Here is a 19,353-nt window from a genome sequence, read left to right on the forward strand (position 1 = left end):
AATCTGAAACTAATGAATCAGGAAAGAATTCTTCTTTTCGTGATTTAAGCTCTACATAATATATTAGGAGGAGATACTTATGGCATTCGAACTACCACAATTAACTTATGCATATGACGCATTGGAGCCTCACATTGACAAGGAAACAATGAACATTCACCACACAAAGCACCACAATACTTATGTAACAGGCGTTAACGCTGCATTAGAGGGTCAAGCTGAACTTCAAGGTAAAAGTGTTGAAGAGCTTGTATCTAACTTAGATGCAGTTCCTGAAAACATTCGTACTGCAGTCCGCAATCATGGTGGTGGACATGCAAACCATAGCCTATTCTGGAATATCTTAACTCCAGGTGGCTCTAATTCTCCAACAGGCGAATTAGCAGATGCGATTACTAGTAAGTTCGGTAGCGTTGAAAACTTCAAGGAAGAGTTTGCTAAGGCTGCTACAACCCGTTTTGGCTCTGGTTGGGCTTGGCTTGTAGTAAACAACGGTGAACTTGAAGTAACAAGCACACCAAACCAAGACTCTCCTCTAATGGAAGGTAAAACTCCTGTTCTTGGCCTTGATGTTTGGGAGCACGCTTACTACTTAAACTACCAAAACCGTCGTCCAGATTACATCTCTTCATTCTTCAATGTAATTAACTGGGATGTAGTAGGAAAGCTTTATAACGAAGCGAAATAATAACGAATGAAAACTCTCGTCCACCATGGTCGAGAGTTTTTTTATTCTATAAAAAAGTATAAAAACGCACGATGGATAGTGTGTTTAGTAAGGGTAGCAACGCCATTAAATATAACCAGTTTGCTTCGAGTGCTGACCAGGCACTTAAAAAAACATACATATCTCCACCTCCTTTAAGCCACAATAAACGTAGATAAAGGAGCGATCATAATGGTTGGATTAAAAAAGTTGATCGGTGATGTAGAGGTGAATAAGGACTTGCTAATGCTATTAGTGATTGGTGGGTTATATTCCCTAAGTATCGCTTTATCAAATACGTTTGTTAATGTGTATCTTTGGAAGCAATCAGGTGAATTTAAGGATTTAGGATTTTACAATTTAGCGATTGTAATTTTTCAGCCCATAACCTTCATATTAGCAGGAAGGTGGGCAAAAAAAATTGACAGAGTAATTGTGCTACGATTAGGTGTTGTATTCTTAGCACTTTTTTATTTGTCTGTCTTGTTTATTGGTGATAAAGCATCTACCTATTTACTTGTCCTGGGTTCCTTGTTAGGAATAGGGTATGGTTTTTATTGGCTTGCTTTTAATGTCTTAACATTTGAAATTACGGAGCCAGAAACGAGAGATTTTTTTAACGGATTTTTAGGGATCTTAACATCTGTTGGAGGAATGATAGGACCAATTGCTGCGGGGTATATTATTTCAACACTTGAAAAGTTCACTGGATATACGGTGATTTTTACGATCTCTTTAATACTATTCTCAGCTGCTGTTATCCTCAGTTTATTTATTAAGAGAAGAGGAGCAGAGGGTAGTTATGAAGTGAAAAGAATCCTAAAAGAAAGAAAAAACAACAACAATTGGCGCTATATTACCGATGCCCATTTCTTTCAAGGCCTTCGAGAAGGTACGTTTATTTTTGCAGTTTCAGTATTGGTTTATATTACGACCAATAGTGAGATGGCATTAGGAACGTTTGGGTTAGTAAATTCAGCGGTGGCATTTGTCTGTTATTTTTTTGCAACGAGACTCATAAAGAAACACCATCGAAAAAAAGCAATCCTCTTTGGTGGACTTATCCTTTATGGTTCAGTGTTCTTTCTTGTATTTGAACTTACATATGTGAAATTGCTTTTATATGCGGTGACCATTGCTATAGCTTATCCACTACTATTGGTTCCCTATGTTTCCTTAACATATGACGTTATTGGTAGAAGCTGGAAAGCGGCTGAAATGCGAATTGAATACATCGTTGTAAGAGAAATTTTCTTAAATAGTGGCAGAGCAGTTTCGATAATTCTATTTTTAATAGCCGTAATCTTCTTTGATCAAGAAAAAAGTATTCCTGTATTGATGTGTGTAATTGGGGCTGGGCATGCTATGATTTATCCGTTTGTCCGAAAAATTGAATTTGATGCAGAACCGGTAAATCAAGGGGAGGAATCACATGCAATTGTGTCTACTTTACGAGATGGAGAAGGGGAATCCAAACCTTAGTACTATTTATTAATAGATATTTGAAGTGTTTTCTTATACAATATAGATAGACATAGACACCTAAGAGATTTACTATTAGGTGTCTTGCTTTTTTTGAAAAATTTCAAATGAAAAGGTGTAGGGTATGACAAGTCAAAAACAAAAAAAGAAGAAAAAGAATTATGTCCCCAATCGATTAAATCTCTTGTTTTTTGCGGTGTTTTTGTTGTTTTCTGCCCTAATACTTCGCTTAGGATTTGTCCAGATTGTATTTGGAGAAGACTATCGCAAGGAAGTAGATAGAGAAGAAAATGTAACAGTGAATACACTTGCTCCTAGAGGTAAGATATTTGACCGGAATCAAAATGTAGTAGTGGATAATACTCCGCTTAATGCCATCACATATACAAGAATGCAATCAACAACTGCAAAAGAACAACTAGAAATAGCAAAAAAACTTTCTGAAGTAATCACATTAGATACAAAAGTAATTCAACCACGCGATGAACAGGATTATTGGATTCTTACTCGTCCTGAAGAAGCAGAGGCATTGATTACGGACGAAGATTTGCAAAAGGTTAAAGATGGAGAATTAGAAGAAAAAGATTTATACCAGCTTCAATTAGACCGTATTACAGAGGATCATATTAAGCAAATTACGGACGAAGAAAGAGAAGTATTGGCGATTTTCCGTGAATTCAACAAAGGGTATGCCTTAACCCCGCAGATTGTTAAAAATAAAGATGTAACAGATCAAGAATACGCCATTGTAAGTGAAAGGCTATCTGATTTAATTGGTGTAGATATTATGACAGATTGGCAACGAGAATATGTATTTGAAGATACGCTCCGTTCTGTTTTAGGAAGAGTGTCGACGTCTGATAGTGGTATTCCAAGTGAACGAATTCAAGAGTTTTTAGCAAGGGGATATAGTCGAAATGACCGTGTAGGTTTAAGTCAAATCGAGTCCCAGTACGAAAATATTCTTCAAGGCCAAAAAGCAAGAGTCAAAAATATAACGGATTCATCTGGCAACCTTCTGCGTCAGGAAAGAGTTTTTGACGGACAACGAGGGAAAGATTTAGTTTTGTCTATCGATATGGAATTACAACAAATGGTGGAAAAAGTATTAGAAGAAAAGATCTTACAGGCTAAAGCGAACCCGAGTGCTAGAGCAACCTTTTTAGATCGTGCTTTTGCAGTTGTGATGAACCCGAAGACGGGAGAAGTACTATCGTTAGCAGGTAAGCAGATCGAAAGAGGAGAAAGTGGGCAATACGAAGTGTTAGATAATGCACTTGGTGCTATTCAAGAAGCTTATGAGCCAGGGTCTACTGTAAAAGGAGCGACTGTGTTAGCTGGTTTTCAGCATGGCGTCATTCAACCTAATAGCTATTTATTTGATACCCCACTGTTTCTAGGGAGACAGAAACAACGAAAAGCATCTTATACTAATATGGGAAGTATTAACGATTGGACTGCTTTGGAAAGATCGTCCAATGTATATATGTTTAGAACAGTTCTTGGTATTGCAGGTGCAACCTATCGACCTAATGAGCCAATTGCTATAAGTCCAAATTCATTTGATGTTTTTAGAAGCTATTTAGCACAGTTTGGTTTAGGTGTACCAACAGGAATTGATCTGCCAAGAGAATCTTCTGGAGTAACTGGTACGGAGACGCTTCCTGGTTTGCTACTGGATTTATCAATTGGTCAGTATGATACGTATACTACTTTACAATTAGCGCAATATGTATCTACGATTGCAAATGGTGGTTATCGAATGAAACCGCAACTTGTACGTGAAGTAAGGGAGCCGATAGAAGAAGGTGGCTTAGGGCCAGTTCTTCAACCATTTAAACCTGAGATTTTAAACAGATTAGATATGAGTGATAATGAAATTAAACGTGTTCAAGATGGATTCATTAGGGTTTATCATGGATCTCGAGGCACCGCTAGTAAATCGAAAGTGAAAGAGTTTAAACCAGCAGGAAAATCAGGAACTGCTGAATCGAGTTATTATCAAACTTTAAGTGATGGGACTCGCGTTAGGCATGATACACTTAACTTTAATCTAATAGGCTATGCTCCATACGATAATCCTGAAATTTCGTTTGCCATCATGGTACCGTACGCTTCTACTGACTTTAACGTCACGGGTGGAATTAGTACAGAAATAGGCGACGAAATCATGAAAGCCTATTTCGATCTTAAGAAAAAACGTGCCCAAGGACAGCCGAAGCTCCAAGATCAGGAACAGAATAATTCAGAAGATGAAACAGAAGAAGAATAAATACAAACAAAAAAGTACTCAGTTTGAGTACTTTTTTTGTGCTTTTAAAGTTATTTTCTTTCGGATAAAAAAGTCTATAGTACAAAAATCCGTCAAATTCCCCTATAATATTGCGAATTTTTTAAGTTTACATAACCTTTACACTTGATTCATACCCAATTAACACAATAGTTATATTCTATTACTCGTAAGGTAAAACAAACAGAAAACAAAAAAACCTTAGGGGGAATTAAGCAATGAAAAGCTTCAAACGATTATTTTTAGTAGCTATTATCACAGCATTAGCAGCATTAGCAGCGGCATGTGGAAATGAAAACAATGAAGGTAGCCAAGGTACTACCAAGCAAACATCATCTAGCGAGGAAGAGTTAGAAGGTAGTGTTGTAATCGATGGTTCCGGAACTGTTTATCCTTTCATGGCAAGAATGGCTGAAAACTATATGACAGAAGCTCAAGAAAATGTATCGGTTGAGGTTAGTCGTGCAGGTACTTCTGCTGGGTTCAAGAAATTCTTAGTAGAAAACGGTACAGACTTCAATGATGCATCCCGTCAAATAAAAGAGGAAGAACTTGCAGCAGCTGAAGATTTGGGTATTGAAGTGAAAGAATTAAAAGTTGCGCTTGACGGTTTAACCATTGTTATTAACCCTGAGAACGACTGGGCTACAGAGCTTACAGAACAGGAAATAATCGATATATTCCTTGCGGAAGCTGGAAAAAAGAATTGGTCTGATGTGCGATCTGATTTTCCAAATGAGCCAATCAAAGCTTATGGTCCAAATGAAAATCATGGTACGTATGAATTTTTCTGGCAAGAAATTCTTGGAGAGAAAGATCTAGCAGAAGGTACTAATTTACAACAAGAGTATTCTACTTTAGTTGACCTAGTATCTAAAGAAAAAAATGCTATCGGATTCTTCGGTTATGGTTACTATGCGAATAATAAAGATAAATTAACGGCAGTGAAAGTGGACTTTGGTAACGGACCTGTTGAACCATCTCTTGACACAATCAAAGAAGATGGAGATTATGCAAACTTCACTCGTCCAGTATTCACTTATTTAAATACAAACTTGGCGAAAGAAAAACCACAAGTATTAGACTTTGCAATCTACTCTATGCAAAATGCGGCAACTGTAGCTAGTGAAACAGGGTTTGCGCCATTATCAGATGCAGAACTTCAACAATTAGTGAAAGAATTAGAAGAACTGAAATGATTTAACAAGGAAGATGAGGGGCTTTAGCTGCTCATCTTCCTATACGTTTTTAAATATATGCTTTGAATGGTCCTTGATTATTAATTGGTGAAGGATGAAAGGGGTATTTCAAAATTGGCTAATCAGAAAGAGAATCTTAATGTAAGAGAATTAATAAATGAGAAAAAGAACACGGTGAACCTAAATGGAATACTTGAAAAGGTTATGCCAAAGTTTTTACTTGGAATTGCAGCTATTTCTATTTTTACAACACTTGGTATTATTCTTACTTTATTATTTGAAACCATTGAATTTTTTAAAGAAATCCCGATTTTGGAATTTTTCACTGGTACTGTTTTAAAACCTTTAGGTGAGAATGCACAATTTGGCGTTTTACCGTTATTAACTGGTACATTGATTTCTTCTTTAATAGCCATGCTTGTTGCGATACCAATTGGATTAATGTCAGCAGTCTATTTAAGTGAATATGCATCAGATAAAGTAAGAAGAGTTTTCAAACCGATTCTTGAAATTCTTGCCGGTATACCTACAATAGTTTATGGGTTTTTTGCCTTTACTTTTGTAACACCGTTGCTAAGAGCAATTATTCCAGGTCTTGAGCCAACGAATATTCTCAGTCCAGGAATTGTGATGGGAATTATGATTATCCCAATGGTTGCTTCCTTATCAGAAGATGCGATGAGCGCTGTTCCTAACTCTATGAGAGAAGGTGCTTTAGCATTAGGTGCAACAAAATTAGAGGTTTCATGGAAGATAGTCGTTCCAGCAGCTATTTCCGGAATTGTAGCATCGTTTGTTCTAGGTATTTCACGTGCTATTGGAGAAACGATGATTGTTACTATTGCAAGTGGAAGTTCAAAGAATTTTACGTTTGATGTGACTCAATCGATGCAAACGATGACTGCTTATATTGTCGAAGTAACAGGAGGAGACGCACCAGCTGGTTCCACCCTCTATTATAGTTTGTATGCTGTTGCAATGACACTTTTCGTTTTTACTTTAATCATGAATCTAATCGCGCAGCATGTTTCTCGCAAGTATAGGGAGGAATATTAAGATGAAGTATATGGATGTTACTCAAGTTCAAAAGAAGATGAAATATGTGGATGCTATCCAAGTTCAAAAGAAAATGAATACAAGACTACTGATAAATAATATAGCAAAAGCATTATTTTTAGCTTCAACTTTAATCGGTTTTATTGTTCTGGTTATTCTATTTTACCGTGTTATTTCTCAAAGTATGGGATGGATTGATCTTCAATTTATTACGAATAAACTTTCTACGATGGCGGATAGAGCAGGGATTATGGGAGCTATTCTAGGAACGTTATGGCTTATGATTGTTGTTGCACCTATTACCTTGTTCCTTGGTGTTGGAACAGCTATCTATTTAGAAGAGTATGCGAAAAAAGGACGTCTTCAAAGATTTCTACAAACAAATATTTCTAACCTAGCTGGTGTACCATCGATTGTATTTGGAATTTTAGGCTTAACGATTTTTGTAAGAGCAGCAGGTTTAGGAAACATTGTTTTAGCAGGTGGATTAACGATGTCGCTATTAGTACTTCCAATCGTTGTTGTAGCAAGTCAGGAAGCGATTCGCGCAGTACCTGGATTTTTAAGAGAAGCTTCCTATGGAATGGGAGCAACAAAATGGCAAACGATTAAAAATGTTGTCCTACCAGCATCGATACCTGGTATCTTAACAGGAGCCATTTTAGCATTATCTAGAGCAATAGGGGAAACTGCTCCACTGGTGGTTCTGGGAATTCCAGCTCTCTTAATTCCTTTACCTGATGGTATTTTTGATAAATTCACTGTGCTCCCGATGCAGATTTACTATTGGACAATAGATTCTGCCCTTGTAGCAGAATATGCGAATTTAGCTGCTGCGACTATTGTAGTACTACTATTCGTATTGCTAGTAATGAACTCGATTGCCGTTATTATTCGTAATAAATTTCAAAGAAGATTTTAATTCTGGAGGAGGAAACTTCTATGCAAATAGTAGTACCTGAACGAGAAAATATGAATATCCAAACTTCAAATACAGAATCATTTAATACTCAAATACCTAAAAATATTGTGTATAACACAAAGGATTTAAGTCTTTGGTACGGGGAAGATATCGCTTTAAAAAATATTAATCTACCGATATATGAAAATGAAGTAACGGCTATTATAGGGCCGTCAGGTTGTGGGAAATCAACCTATATTAAAACGTTAAATCGTATGGTGGAATTAATTCCAAGTGTACGAGTTTCTGGAGATATTCTATACCGCGAGAAAAGCATTTTCCATAAATCATTTAAAGTAGAAGAACTGAGAACAAATGTAGGAATGGTGTTCCAAAAACCAAATCCTTTCCCGAAATCGATCTATGAAAATATTGTCTATGGGCCGAAAATCCATGGCATTCGCAACAAAAAAATATTAGACGAAATCGTGGAAAAAAGCTTACGTGGCGCTGCAATCTGGGATGAAGTAAAGGATCGCCTTCACGAGAATGCTTATGGGTTATCTGGTGGACAACAACAACGTTTATGTATTGCTCGTTGTTTAGCAATTGAGCCTGACGTTATCTTAATGGATGAACCAACTTCAGCACTAGATCCGATCTCTACTTTAAAGGTGGAAGAGCTAATACAAGAATTGAAAAAAGACTATAGCATTGTAATTGTTACACATAACATGCAACAAGCTGCGCGTATTTCAGATAGAACAGCATTTTTCTTAAATGGAGAAGTAGTAGAGTATACAGAAACAGATAAACTATTTTCCAACCCAACTGATAAGCGTACAGAAGACTATATTACAGGACGTTTCGGATAATTTTATTCGGCAAGGGGAGAGCTCATTGACAGTTCGTGGACAGTTTCATGTGGATTTAAATACCTTGAGAGATAAACTATTGGAACTTGGAAGCTTAGCAGAAATATCGTTAAGCAAATGTATTCATACTTTGATAAATAGAGATGTTGATCAGGCATTACAAATTATTGAAGATGATTACAGGGCAGATCGCTTAGATGAAGAAATAAATGACTTTGCGATTCTCTTAATTGCAAAGCAACAGCCAGTGGCAGTAGATCTTCGTAGAATTATCGTTGCTATAAAGATTTCAACTGATGTAGAACGAATCGCTGATTTTGCGGTGAATATAGCTAAATCGACAATCCGCATTGGTGAAGGATCGGAAAACCTTATTCCGATAGAAAAGATAGTGAAGATGCATAATATTGCATCGGAAATGCTGTCTCTTTCACTTAAGGCGTATTACGATGAAGATATCGTGCTAGCAAAAAAAGTTGCAGAAATGGATGATCAAGTGGATGAATTATATGGCGAGAACATCCGTGAGTTGCTAAAGCTGACAAAAGATCATCCTAATATGATTCCCCAGATTACTCAGTTATCTTTTATCTGTCGCTACATTGAAAGAATGGCTGATCACACCACAAATATTTCTGAAAATGTCTTTTACCTTGTAAAAGGAAAGCACTATGAATTAAATGATTAACTCTTAGAAGCTTTGTCTATAAACAAATAGGCAGAGCTTTTTAGATTTTGGCTACCTTTTAATAGTAAGGTTACCTGTTAAAGTCCCTGATGATTTCCGTACCAGGCGGCAGCGATCGCAGGCGGTCACGGGCGCTGGGATTTGTATCGTGCCCCAAATACTACAAAATCAAGAAAATAGGGAGCATAGAAGGAAAGTGACCGAGGATGGTCACTTTTCTTTTTGGTAAAATCGTCGTGCTTTGGCACGATTGCCGCAATCGGCCATGGAACACCAGCGGCGGCTCCGGTTGCGGCTTGTATCGAAGAATAACCATCCACAAGGGTCTCCCTCACATTGTTTGACTCGTTCCAGTTCGTTTTTGGAAACGAGTAAATCTACAGCAGATTGCAAAATCGGAGGGAGCATAGCATCCAAGTTTTTCTTGGTATACTTGAACGTCAAAGTATAATGATTCTTTTCATGGATCACTTGCAAAGTTTGATAGAAGTGGGTCACATATTCATTGAGACGTTCTAGGTCTGGCGGGTGAGGCGATGTTTCCATTGAAACGGACATGAAGATTCGATACATGACTTCCCGCATTTCGATTGCCTGTTTCAGAACATCTCCCGCTTCAGACGGTTTCTCCTCTGCTTTTAAAAGAAGTGCTTTTGCTTGTTGTCCGGTCAAGACTTTAGCATGGATGCACCAGTCGACCAATTTGGCGTAACTAGTATACCAATCCCGCCTTTTCTCCGCACTTTCACGCCAACTGACGGTATTGATGAAATCCATACACAAACGTTCTCCGACCATCATATAAGGGTTTGTTTCCGACATAATTAAAACTCCTTTACTGTAACCATCATAATACATATTGACAGTTAGAAGCAACTCAGTTAAACTATAACCATCTAAAGTATTTTTGGTGGTTAAATATAAATTCAGGAGGTACTTAGATGAACAATCCGATGTTGGCAGCTGTTAGAACGTTGTTGAAGGAAACATTTGAAGGACCTGAAAAAAACGCAAGTTGGTACACAGAAGCGAAGCCTGGTAGTGGTTTATTCGGAACGCTTGAAAAATTATCAGCAGAAGATGCATCGATACCTGTCAATGGTACGACAATCGCTGCACAAACCGATCATACCCGATATTACTTATGGGTTGCGAATTCCTACTTAAATGAAGAAGAACCCACAAAGGACTGGAAAGCATCATGGAAAATCACAAACGTTGATGAAATCACATGGGCACAATTTAATAACGAGCTTAAACAAGAATACACAACACTACTTAAAAAGGTTGATTCACTTGACTCCTCAGATGAACTGACCTCGAATGGCCTGTTGGGAGCGATCGCTCACTCCGCCTACCATCTCGGTTCGATACGACAGATGATCAAAGCGATCGAAGTCCCAAGCCAAACATAAGAATTAATAAAGCTCCAAGGAATCATTCCTTGGAGCTTTCAGCTTGTAGAGAAACCCCTTGTTTTTCTACAAGTTTTTTTGTAGTCAGCATGAAAAATAACATTCTGAATAAGCGGAATTAGGCTAAATTTGGCATGAAGTTGGCCCTGATTTTGCCAATATCAAGAAATAAAGGTATGATGCTTACTCTTTTTTACTTAGGTATTCCTATATCATTTAGAGGGAAAAAGCGTAATTTCACCTCTCCAACTACAGCGTCTTCGGGAACAAATCCATATGTTCTACTATCCTCACTGCCCAAGCGGTTATCTCCCATGACAAATAAGGAGTCTAATGGCACTATTACTTCAAAGTTCTCGGTTATCTCATGAAGTACTGCTGCTTTATTGGCAATCAAATAAGGTTCTTGAATCAATTGGTTATTTATGTATAATTGATCGTTTTCCACTTTCACCGTATCACCTGCAAGCCCGATCACTCTTTTTATATGCTTATCATCTGAAGTAGGAGCATGAAATACAATCATGTCAAAATGCTCGATAGCACTCATTTTCACAACCATTACTTTGTCATTATTATTAAATGTTGGATTCATAGAAGTCCCTTGAACAGTCACGGGGATAAAAATATAATGGCGACAAATTAAAACAAGGATTAAAGCAAAACTTATATATTTAATCCATGAAAAAATTTCTTTCTGCGAGTTCTCTTTCATATGCTATTCCACCTTGCTTCGCTAATTTTTTTTGCTTGTTCCTATCTGTATCCACCCCTGTCTCCTTTCTAAATTGTTTTTATAAAGAACAATTCCACTCCTATCTAATACGTGTAAATCGAAAGAAAAGTTTCTGATATTGTAAAAACTGTATGTAGATACTTGTTCTTTTTATCCTTTCTGTTGACATATTTCTTCTGTTTATCATATACTAATATTCAAACGAACATTTGAATGATAAATTATAGCCATACTATAAATGAGGGTGATAAGAATGCCAACAAAATCAAAATTAACGGATAGCTGCACAGTTGAATGTGGGGATTTGAGTAAGGTTAAGGTAGTACAAAATGAAATTAGTGACGAAATGACATTTGATGTGGCGAAAATATATCGCGCTTTATCTGATCCAACAAGGTTGAAAATAGCACAGGCATTAAATTTAGTGGAAGAGCTATGTGTGCACGATGTTGCGACGATTGTACATTCAACAACTGCTACAGCTTCGCATCATTTAAGACTGTTAAGAGATTTAGGATTAGCAAAATATCGTAAAGATGGAAAGCAAGTTTTCTACTCTTTAGATGATGATCATGTGAAACAACTTATTGATATTGCATTTGCTCACCAAAAAGAGGTGAAAAATCGTGGCTGAGGAACAAAAGAACGTATATAGAGTACAAGGTTTCACTTGTGCGAGTTGCGCGCAGAAATTTGAAAACAACTTAAAAAGTTTGCAAGGTGTGCAAGACGCGAAAGTGAATTTTGGTGCATCGAAAGTGACGGTGCTCGGAACAGCATCGCAAGCAGAACTAGAAAAGGCAGGGGCGTTTGAGAATTTAAAACTAGCGCCGGAAAATGAGGAAATACCTGAAGAGCCTCAGGTGCCATTTTATAAAAAGCATCTAAATGTTATCTTATCTTTCTTATTTTTACTAGCTGGATGGGTCTCTTTTTTTCAACTTGGTGAAGAGAACTTGGGAACAATTGCATTATTCGCTTCTTCTATCATAATTGGTGGATATCGCTTGTTTTTTACGGGGTTAAGGAATTTAGCTAGACTAGATTTTGATATGAAAACGTTAATGACTATTGCAATTATTGGAGCTGCGATTATTGGGGAGTGGGGAGAGGGTGCTACGGTTGTCATTCTTTTTGCAATTAGTGAAGCATTAGAATCCTATTCGATGGATAAAGCACGAGCCTCTATTCGCTCATTAATGAATGTTTCACCTAAAACCGCTACACTTTTAGTTGAAGGTAAAGAAAAGCAGGTATCGGTTAAAGAAATAGAAATTGGCGATATTATGCTGGTTAAACCCGGACAAAAAATTGCCATGGACGGTTCTATTATGAAAGGAACAGCAGCGATAAGTGAAGCGGCAATTACAGGAGAAAGTATCCCTGTTACGAAATCGTTAAATGATCCAGTATTTGCTGGAACCTTTAATGAAGATGGATTACTAGAAGTTCGAGTTACAAAACGTGTAGAAGATACGACTATTGCAAAAATCATCCATTTGGTGGAAGAAGCACAGGCAGAGCGAGCACCATCGCAAGCATTTGTGGATAAGTTTGCGAAGTATTATACGCCAATGATTCTTGTTGTCGCTGCTCTTGTAGCGATTATTCCACCATTATTGTTCTCTCTGTCTTGGGAAACTTGGATTTATCAAGGATTAGCGGTTCTTGTAGTAGGTTGTCCATGTGCACTTGTTATATCTACTCCTATTTCAATAGTTACAGCGATAGGCAATGCTGCACGTAATGGCGTACTAATTAAGGGTGGCGTCTATCTAGAAGAGGTCGGAAATATAAAAGCTATTGCCTTTGACAAAACTGGTACCTTAACAGTGGGGAGTCCAGAAGTGACGGATGTGCATTCCTTTGAAATGGCAGAAGATAAGCTAGTAGCAATAACTGCAGTGCTTGAAAGTGGCTCGACACATCCTTTAGCAGTTGCGATTATTAAGACTGCGGAAGAACGTGAAATAGACCTTGCTCAATTTAACTTAGAGAGTTTTGAATCAGTGACTGGCAAAGGGTTAAAAGGGATGATTGACGGGAATGTATATCAAGTAGGTAGTCCGCAATGGTTCAGCACGGAAAATCATCCACATATAGAGCATCATTCTTCAATGATTGAGCAGCTACAAATGCAAGGAAAGACGGTTGTTGTGGCTGGAAATGAGGAGCGGATTTTTGGATTAATTGGTATTAGGGATCAAGTAAGACACTCAAGCAAAAAAGTAGTGAAGGAACTCAAGGAACTGGGTTTAAATGAAATAGTAATGTTGACAGGGGATAATGAAAAAACTGCTAATGCTATTGGCAAAGAAATTGGTTTAAACCATGTTAAGGCGAATCTCTTGCCACAAGATAAATTACAGTTCATCAAGGATATACGTCAAAAGCAGCGGAATGTTGCAATGGTAGGTGACGGGATTAATGATGCGCCCGCACTAGCTGCCTCCTCTGTAGGAATTGCAATGGGAGGAGCAGGAACAGACACCGCGCTTGAAACAGCTGATATTGCATTAATGGCGGATGATCTACAAAAGCTTCCTTTTACAATCAAGTTAAGTAGAAAAGCTTTAACGATTATTAAGCAAAATATTTCCTTTTCACTTGGATTAAAGATACTAGCTCTACTACTTGTTATTCCAGGCTGGCTAACACTATGGATCGCGATTTTTGCTGACATGGGTGCTACATTACTTGTTACCTTAAATAGTTTACGATTATTAAAAATAAAAGATGAAAATGAAAATTAAGATGTTCTTCATTCTTATCTAAGCAAAGCAAAAGAGCCCAATGTTTTACTGGGCTCTTTTGCTATTATAACAAGCTTTAACTGTGTCATTGAATTATTGTCTAATTAAAACTGCTGCAGCTTCTTCATGGGTCATGTTCTTTTTCAACTTGAAGGTACCAGCCCTTACACGAGTTGCTATATCTAAATCTTCTAGATATTTATCAAACTCATCAGCGTCTTTAATAACTCCGGCAGACTCTAAAAGTTCTGTTACTTCATAAGTTGCCATTCCATCAGGAATTGTCACATTAAAAGGCTCGTTGGACTCTTCTTTTGGTTCTTCTTCTTCTTTTGGTTCTTCTTTAGGATCTTCCTCTTTTGGCTTTTCACCAGCGCTTGTTTCTTCCTTTTCTGCTGGTTTTTCCTCAGTTGTTCCTTCTTCTATGGAAGGAAGAAGAGCTTGATATTCTTCCTTTGTAAGTAGGTGCATATTGTTTTCCTTAACATATGCACTTATTTCTGCCTCATCCAATGTGCTTGAGCTTACAATCGAATAAGCGACTCCCATAACCCCTGTTGCGAAAATAATTCCAATTGCGAATGCCCGTAAACTAGTTTTCATTGACTGGGTTCCCTTTCAACTTTGCTGATTGTAAAACACTTTCTACTTTTTCGATAGAAGTGGATGTGAATTGTGAAATTTGGGAGGCAGTGTAGCCTTTTTTGAAAAGGGAGATTGTTACATCTTCTTGGCTTACATCTTGATGAGCATTCGTTTTTTCTTTAGGTTTTTTATTAGGTATAGGTGTTGCTCCAATTAGCAACTCTTCTTCTAACACTTTAATTTTTCTTTCTAGCTTATATTTATCCTGTACAACATCAAATGATAACTGTTCAACTTCTTCTTTAAGTTCAGAATATTTGTCGCCAACAAAGAAAGATAGTGCGATTAGACCAATAGCAATGGCCAATAATAGAATACTTACAATTAACATATTGTCACCTCATAAAAGTTTCTCTCTTTTTTATATCATAGTCATAAGAAAGGAACATACTTCTTCGACACTTTTTTTAAAAAAGTTTGACGTATTTGTGAATTATTCTGAGGAACGGTCATAAAAAATATGACTTTTTTATGAAGATTTTACAAAAAAGCTTAAAAGACGACAAATTTAGGCGGTTGTAGTAGGGAATTTTTACATGATATGATAAATGAAAGCCCATTTAATGTTGGAGGTAACAAAAGTGAAAGTAGTTAAAAATGCTTCTAAACCTGATCGGAAACAAGAGTACCTCCATGTATGTAATTATAGTAGTGAACTATACTCTCACTGGAACATTCATGATTGGCGTTATAAGTTTGCTCATATGTTCAATCAAAAAGAACTTCAATTCTTAACCATCAGAGTGATAGGTTGGCAGGAAAACGCTCAAAACATGATGGTGAATGCGAAATATACAGATATAATAGTAAATAAAGAAGTACAGGATCAATTTCTTCCAATACTGTCACACTTTCATGTCTGTATTGTAGAAATTGGATTAGGCGATGGAGATAATTTTTTCCCTATAATGCAATCTAAAAAGCTTTATCTTTATGATGCGAAGGAAGATGATAGAAGTTTTCTTCTTCATCAATGTAAGTGGAACTCTTGTTACCTCGATCAAAAAAAATCGTATTCGCAATTTTCGACATACACATATTATGAAAACCTGGGAGGGGAATAGTGTGAACAAAACCAATATGATGTTAAGTCTACAAGCACACTTTCCTGTGATTCACAAGGATGATTTTCATCTGGAACAACAATTTTTTGAACGTTTAAGCAATATCTACCTTCCAATTCTCTCCCATATCAGAAACCACCTTTTAAAAGAGCCGATAACAATGGCTTTTTCCCCTTCCTTTCTAGAAGTCCTATCTAACGTTCGCCTGATGAAGCGCTATTATACATACTTGCAGAAAAAACAAGCACTTATAGAAAATCAGTGGGTACAATCACAACAAATAAAAGAAAAAGCTATTTTTTTCTTTTATAGAACTAAAATAAAAAAACTAATGGAATTTTTTTTAGAATGTGAAGGGGAATTCATCCTGATTCTCAAAGATTACATTAATACTGGAAGAATAGTGGCTGTTAGTAGTTCTGGTGCTTACTTCCCTTTTATTCAATCAAAAGAAGGACTACAACTTCATGTGGAATTGTCTGTGAATGCCTTTGAAAAGCATCTCGGTTTTTCACCAAAAGGTTTTTGGAGTCCTTATGGTGTTTATTCGATTACATTAGATAAGCTTCTCTCGGATAAAGGTATCGAGTACGCCTATATTAGTGAACAAATAATAAGCGGCCAGTCAAGGGAAGTGAAAGATCCAGTCGTTTCTCCACATGGATTATTATTAATTCCACATGCAACAAATTTAATAGATTTAGTGATCGGGGAAAAAGGTTATCAAACAGGTGATAATTATCTTGATCCTTTCTCGGATATTGCCTACGAAAGAAAGTGGGATGAACTGAAGAATTTCACAATATGGGAGGATTTTCGAGCACCTACAGGCTTAAAGCTAAGACAAAAGGGAAAGGGAAGCCGTACTGCTACTTGGTACGATGTAGAAACCGCACGAGAATGCTTAGATAAACATGCTAATCATTTTATGGAACAACTCGAAATAGTACGGAACGAAGAAGTTCTTTCTATCAATCTATCACTATATCAACTTGGTAATGACTGGTTGGAAGCTCCTTATTTTCTACAATTAATAATGAATAAAGTTATTACAAGAAATTCTTTCGAATGGATAACACCAGAACATCTAATTACGAAGAAATCCAGCTTCTCTTCCCTTTCATCTTTCTCACAAAAGGGTTGGTGGAGCACCATCAATCCGAAAGCATATTTTTCAGAGAAGTCTCAAGAGATGTTTCGCGAGCTAGTGAAAATGGAACAAAGCTTAAAGATAGAAGTAAACGGCGGCAAGAGTGAATGTGCAAAGCACTGGTTAATGGCAAATGATTACGCCTTGTTAAAGAGTAGCAATCAAGATGTGGTAAAGCGTTTTTATGTATATAAGGACTCCTTCTATTCAGACTTAAAACAACCTATTATGGAAAACAATCTAACAATTTTTAATTTTCCAATCAATCCAGATGTATTCTATTCCACTAATAAGACTCATAATCATTTGATACGAGAAGAAAAAAAGACGGGAAAGCAACGGATATTAATGCTTTCCTGGGAGTATCCTCCTTCTGTTATGGGGGGACTAGGTAAGCATGTTAGGGAACTGTCGAAAGCTTTATCAATGGAAGGGTATGATGTGAGTGTGCTAACGCCTAGTTTTATTGGTGCCCCTTCTTATGAAAGAATAGATAATACTTATGTTTATCGAGTGAAGGAATTTTATCAAACAAATGATGACTTTCACCATTATGTCGCAAGGTTTAACTTGAATATGGTAGAGCTAGCCATAGAGCTTCATCGTCAACGGAGCTTTGATATCGTTCATGCACATGATTGGATGGTAGGTTTGGCGGCGAGGTCCATTAAAGAGGCACTCTCATTACCATTAATTACAACCATTCACGCTTTAGAAATAGGACGTATTCAAGGTAATCAAATGTCACAAATGCAGCAGAAAACGTATCATCAAGAAAAACAACTAATGATGGAATCAGATATAATTATTGTGTGTAGCTCCTATATGGAAGAGGTACTACATCGGGAATATGCTTTTCGAAAAGAAAAGGTGCATGTTATTCCTAATGGCGTGGGAGAGATCCCATATGAGAGAGCTAATGAAAGTATCCAAAGGTTACTAAATAAATATGACTATAATCATCTAGTCCTTTCATTAGGAAGAATCGTTCTCGAAAAAGGGTTTGATACCTTCATACAAGCAGCGGTTATCATCTTAGAAAGCTATCCGAAATGTTTATTTATAATAGGTGGAAAAGGCCCGTTGTTAGTTAAGTTTCGGGAACAAGTCGCTAACCTTGGCTTGGAAAACTCGATTATGTTTATTGGTTTTTTACATGAACATGAAAAAGCATATTTGTTGCATCAATGTGACATGTTAGTTGTTCCAAGTCACTATGAGCCTTTTGGGATAGTTGCGTTAGAAGGAATGATTGCAGCCAAACCAGTTATCGTTTCAAAAACCGGTGGATTAGCTTCTATTGTGGAAGAAGAGCATTCTGGCTTGCTTTTTGAGTCGGGTGTTACTAAGCAGTTAGTGAGTAAAATCGAAAGGCTCATTGAGAATCCGGAAGTTGGAAAAAGGTTAGGAAAGAACGCGAAGAAAATCGTGAAACAAAAATATAGTTGGGAAGATGTAAGAAGAAAAACAGTAGCAATCTACGACATGACAATCACTACTTCTTCCGTCCAATAGGAGGGATTATTACTATGAAGGCAGTTATTTTAGCAGGAGGAAAGGGATCACGCCTGTTGCCATTAACGAAAAAACTACCTAAGCCGCTAGTGCCTTTATTAAACAAACCTGTGATGGAATATAGTATCGAGCTGCTTAAGAAGCATGGCATTACAGATATTATTGTGACGCTTCAATACTTAGGTGATAAGATTATGAGCTACTTTGGTGACGGATCGAAATGGGGAGTGAACCTTACCTATCAAATAGAAGATTTTGCATTAGGTACAGCAGGAAGTGTAAAAAACACGGAGCAATTATTAGATGAACCTTTTATCGTAATTAGTGGTGATGCTCTAACAGACTTTGACCTAATTGACGGCTTAGTGTTTCACCTTCAAAAAAGAGCGCTGCTGACTGTCTTTATGAAAGAGGTAAAAAATCCAACTAAATTCGGCATCATCCAAACAAATGATGATGGCCAAATCCAAAGGTTTTTGGAAAAGCCTCAAAAAGAGCAAGAATTCAGCAGAGTAGTGAATACAGGTATTTATATAGTAGACCCCTTAGTCCTAAGCTTTATGGAAAAAGATAAGCCTTATGATTTTAGTAAAGAGATATTTCCTAAGTTAATCGAAAATAATATGGGGCTCTATGGATACAAATCTAAAGGATACTGGAAAGATATTGGGAGTCATGAAGACTATCGTCAAGCCCAATATGATATGTTAGAACATAAGATTCAAGTTCCAGTTATGGAAGAAGAAGTGATGCCTAAACTTTGGGTAGGTAAAAATGTGAAGTATGTAAAAGGATCAAATTTAAAGGTGACAAACAGAAAAGATGCTTCGCTGATAAAAGTATAAGTATAAATAGAACAAAAAAAATAAGCAGACAGG

The 19,353-nt window shown here is 37.0% G+C and carries 18 protein-coding genes; 14 read left to right on the plus strand and 4 right to left on the minus strand.

The genetic code is table 11. The annotated features are described in order from the left end of the window. Positions 1-79 precede the first annotated feature (79 nt). The 8 genes from BK580_RS07290 to phoU all read left to right on the plus strand — a co-directional run bounded on the left by BK580_RS07290 (position 80) and on the right by phoU (position 9,197). Positions 80-688: a superoxide dismutase gene (locus BK580_RS07290; protein WP_078379691.1), complete on the plus strand. Its 609-nt coding sequence runs from the start codon at positions 80-82 to the stop codon at positions 686-688. A gap of 210 nt (positions 689-898) precedes the next feature. Then, on the plus strand, positions 899-2,188 hold the full coding sequence (locus BK580_RS07295) for an MFS transporter (protein WP_078379692.1): 1,290 nt from the start codon (positions 899-901) through the stop codon (positions 2,186-2,188). 124 nt (positions 2,189-2,312) lie between these two features. Then, complete coding sequence (locus BK580_RS07300) at positions 2,313-4,460, plus strand: peptidoglycan D,D-transpeptidase FtsI family protein (RefSeq protein ID WP_078379693.1); 2,148 nt, start codon at positions 2,313-2,315, stop codon at positions 4,458-4,460. A 236-nt stretch (positions 4,461-4,696) separates the two neighbouring features. Further along, positions 4,697-5,677, plus strand: coding sequence for a PstS family phosphate ABC transporter substrate-binding protein (locus BK580_RS07305; protein ID WP_078379694.1), 981 nt, complete (start codon positions 4,697-4,699; stop codon positions 5,675-5,677). A gap of 105 nt (positions 5,678-5,782) precedes the next feature. Continuing rightward, positions 5,783-6,733, plus strand: a complete 951-nt coding sequence (gene pstC / locus BK580_RS07310; RefSeq protein ID WP_408055257.1) for a phosphate ABC transporter permease subunit PstC — start codon at positions 5,783-5,785, stop codon at positions 6,731-6,733. A 37-nt stretch (positions 6,734-6,770) separates the two neighbouring features. Next, positions 6,771-7,655 carry a phosphate ABC transporter permease PstA gene (pstA, locus tag BK580_RS07315; RefSeq protein WP_078382675.1) on the plus strand — a complete coding sequence of 295 codons (885 nt, stop codon included), beginning with the start codon at positions 6,771-6,773 and terminating at the stop codon, positions 7,653-7,655. 50 nt (positions 7,656-7,705) lie between these two features. Next, the gene (gene pstB, locus BK580_RS07320) at positions 7,706-8,509 is read left to right on the plus strand and encodes a phosphate ABC transporter ATP-binding protein PstB (RefSeq protein ID WP_139364974.1); all 804 of its coding nucleotides are present in this window, start codon (positions 7,706-7,708) and stop codon (positions 8,507-8,509) included. Between the two features lie 25 nt (positions 8,510-8,534). Next, positions 8,535-9,197: a phosphate signaling complex protein PhoU gene (gene phoU, locus BK580_RS07325; RefSeq protein WP_078379697.1), complete on the plus strand. Its 663-nt coding sequence runs from the start codon at positions 8,535-8,537 to the stop codon at positions 9,195-9,197. A gap of 210 nt (positions 9,198-9,407) precedes the next feature. On the opposite strand, the gene BK580_RS07330 is transcribed toward phoU, so the two are convergent. Then, positions 9,408-10,019, minus strand: a complete 612-nt coding sequence (locus tag BK580_RS07330; protein ID WP_078379698.1) for a CGNR zinc finger domain-containing protein — start codon at positions 10,017-10,019, stop codon at positions 9,408-9,410. A 119-nt stretch (positions 10,020-10,138) separates the two neighbouring features. On the opposite strand from BK580_RS07330, the gene BK580_RS07335 reads away from it, so the two are divergent. Further along, positions 10,139-10,612 carry a hypothetical protein gene (locus tag BK580_RS07335; protein WP_078379699.1) on the plus strand — a complete coding sequence of 158 codons (474 nt, stop codon included), beginning with the start codon at positions 10,139-10,141 and terminating at the stop codon, positions 10,610-10,612. Positions 10,613-10,805: 193 nt separating this feature from the next. On the opposite strand, the gene lepB is transcribed toward BK580_RS07335, so the two are convergent. Further along, complete coding sequence (gene lepB, locus BK580_RS07340) at positions 10,806-11,327, minus strand: signal peptidase I (protein WP_078379700.1); 522 nt, start codon at positions 11,325-11,327, stop codon at positions 10,806-10,808. A 274-nt stretch (positions 11,328-11,601) separates the two neighbouring features. On the opposite strand from lepB, the gene BK580_RS07345 reads away from it, so the two are divergent. Continuing rightward, positions 11,602-11,982, plus strand: a complete 381-nt coding sequence (locus tag BK580_RS07345) for an ArsR/SmtB family transcription factor (RefSeq protein ID WP_078379701.1) — start codon at positions 11,602-11,604, stop codon at positions 11,980-11,982. Next, positions 11,972-14,101: a heavy metal translocating P-type ATPase gene (locus tag BK580_RS07350; RefSeq protein WP_078379702.1), complete on the plus strand. Its 2,130-nt coding sequence runs from the start codon at positions 11,972-11,974 to the stop codon at positions 14,099-14,101. Before BK580_RS07345 ends, BK580_RS07350 begins: the two co-directional genes overlap by 11 nt. Positions 14,102-14,194: 93 nt before the next feature. Here the strand turns inward: BK580_RS07350 and BK580_RS07355 are convergent, their stop codons facing one another. Next, positions 14,195-14,704, minus strand: a complete 510-nt coding sequence (locus BK580_RS07355) for an endolytic transglycosylase MltG (RefSeq protein WP_078379703.1) — start codon at positions 14,702-14,704, stop codon at positions 14,195-14,197. Then, positions 14,694-15,077, minus strand: a complete 384-nt coding sequence (locus BK580_RS07360; RefSeq protein WP_078379704.1) for a hypothetical protein — start codon at positions 15,075-15,077, stop codon at positions 14,694-14,696. The genes BK580_RS07355 and BK580_RS07360 overlap by 11 nt, the downstream gene beginning before the upstream one ends. 250 nt (positions 15,078-15,327) lie before the next feature. Here BK580_RS07360 and BK580_RS23300 point away from each other — a divergent pair, with 250 nt between their 5' ends. Genes BK580_RS23300 through BK580_RS07370 form a run of 3 tightly spaced genes read left to right on the plus strand, consistent with a single transcriptional unit; the run spans position 15,328 to position 19,320 of the window. Further along, positions 15,328-15,810, plus strand: a complete 483-nt coding sequence (locus BK580_RS23300) for a DUF4912 domain-containing protein (RefSeq protein ID WP_169864844.1) — start codon at positions 15,328-15,330, stop codon at positions 15,808-15,810. Position 15,811: 1 nt separating this feature from the next. Next, positions 15,812-18,475: a glycosyltransferase gene (locus tag BK580_RS07365; RefSeq protein WP_169864847.1), complete on the plus strand. Its 2,664-nt coding sequence runs from the start codon at positions 15,812-15,814 to the stop codon at positions 18,473-18,475. Between the two features lie 14 nt (positions 18,476-18,489). After that, a complete protein-coding gene (locus tag BK580_RS07370; protein WP_078379706.1) occupies positions 18,490-19,320 on the plus strand; it encodes a nucleotidyltransferase family protein in 831 nt (276 codons plus the stop codon). The last annotated feature ends 33 nt before the right edge of the window (positions 19,321-19,353 follow it).

The sequence above is a fragment of the Sutcliffiella halmapala genome, assembly GCF_002019665.1.
Lineage (GTDB): Bacteria > Bacillota > Bacilli > Bacillales > Bacillaceae_I > Sutcliffiella_A > Sutcliffiella_A halmapala.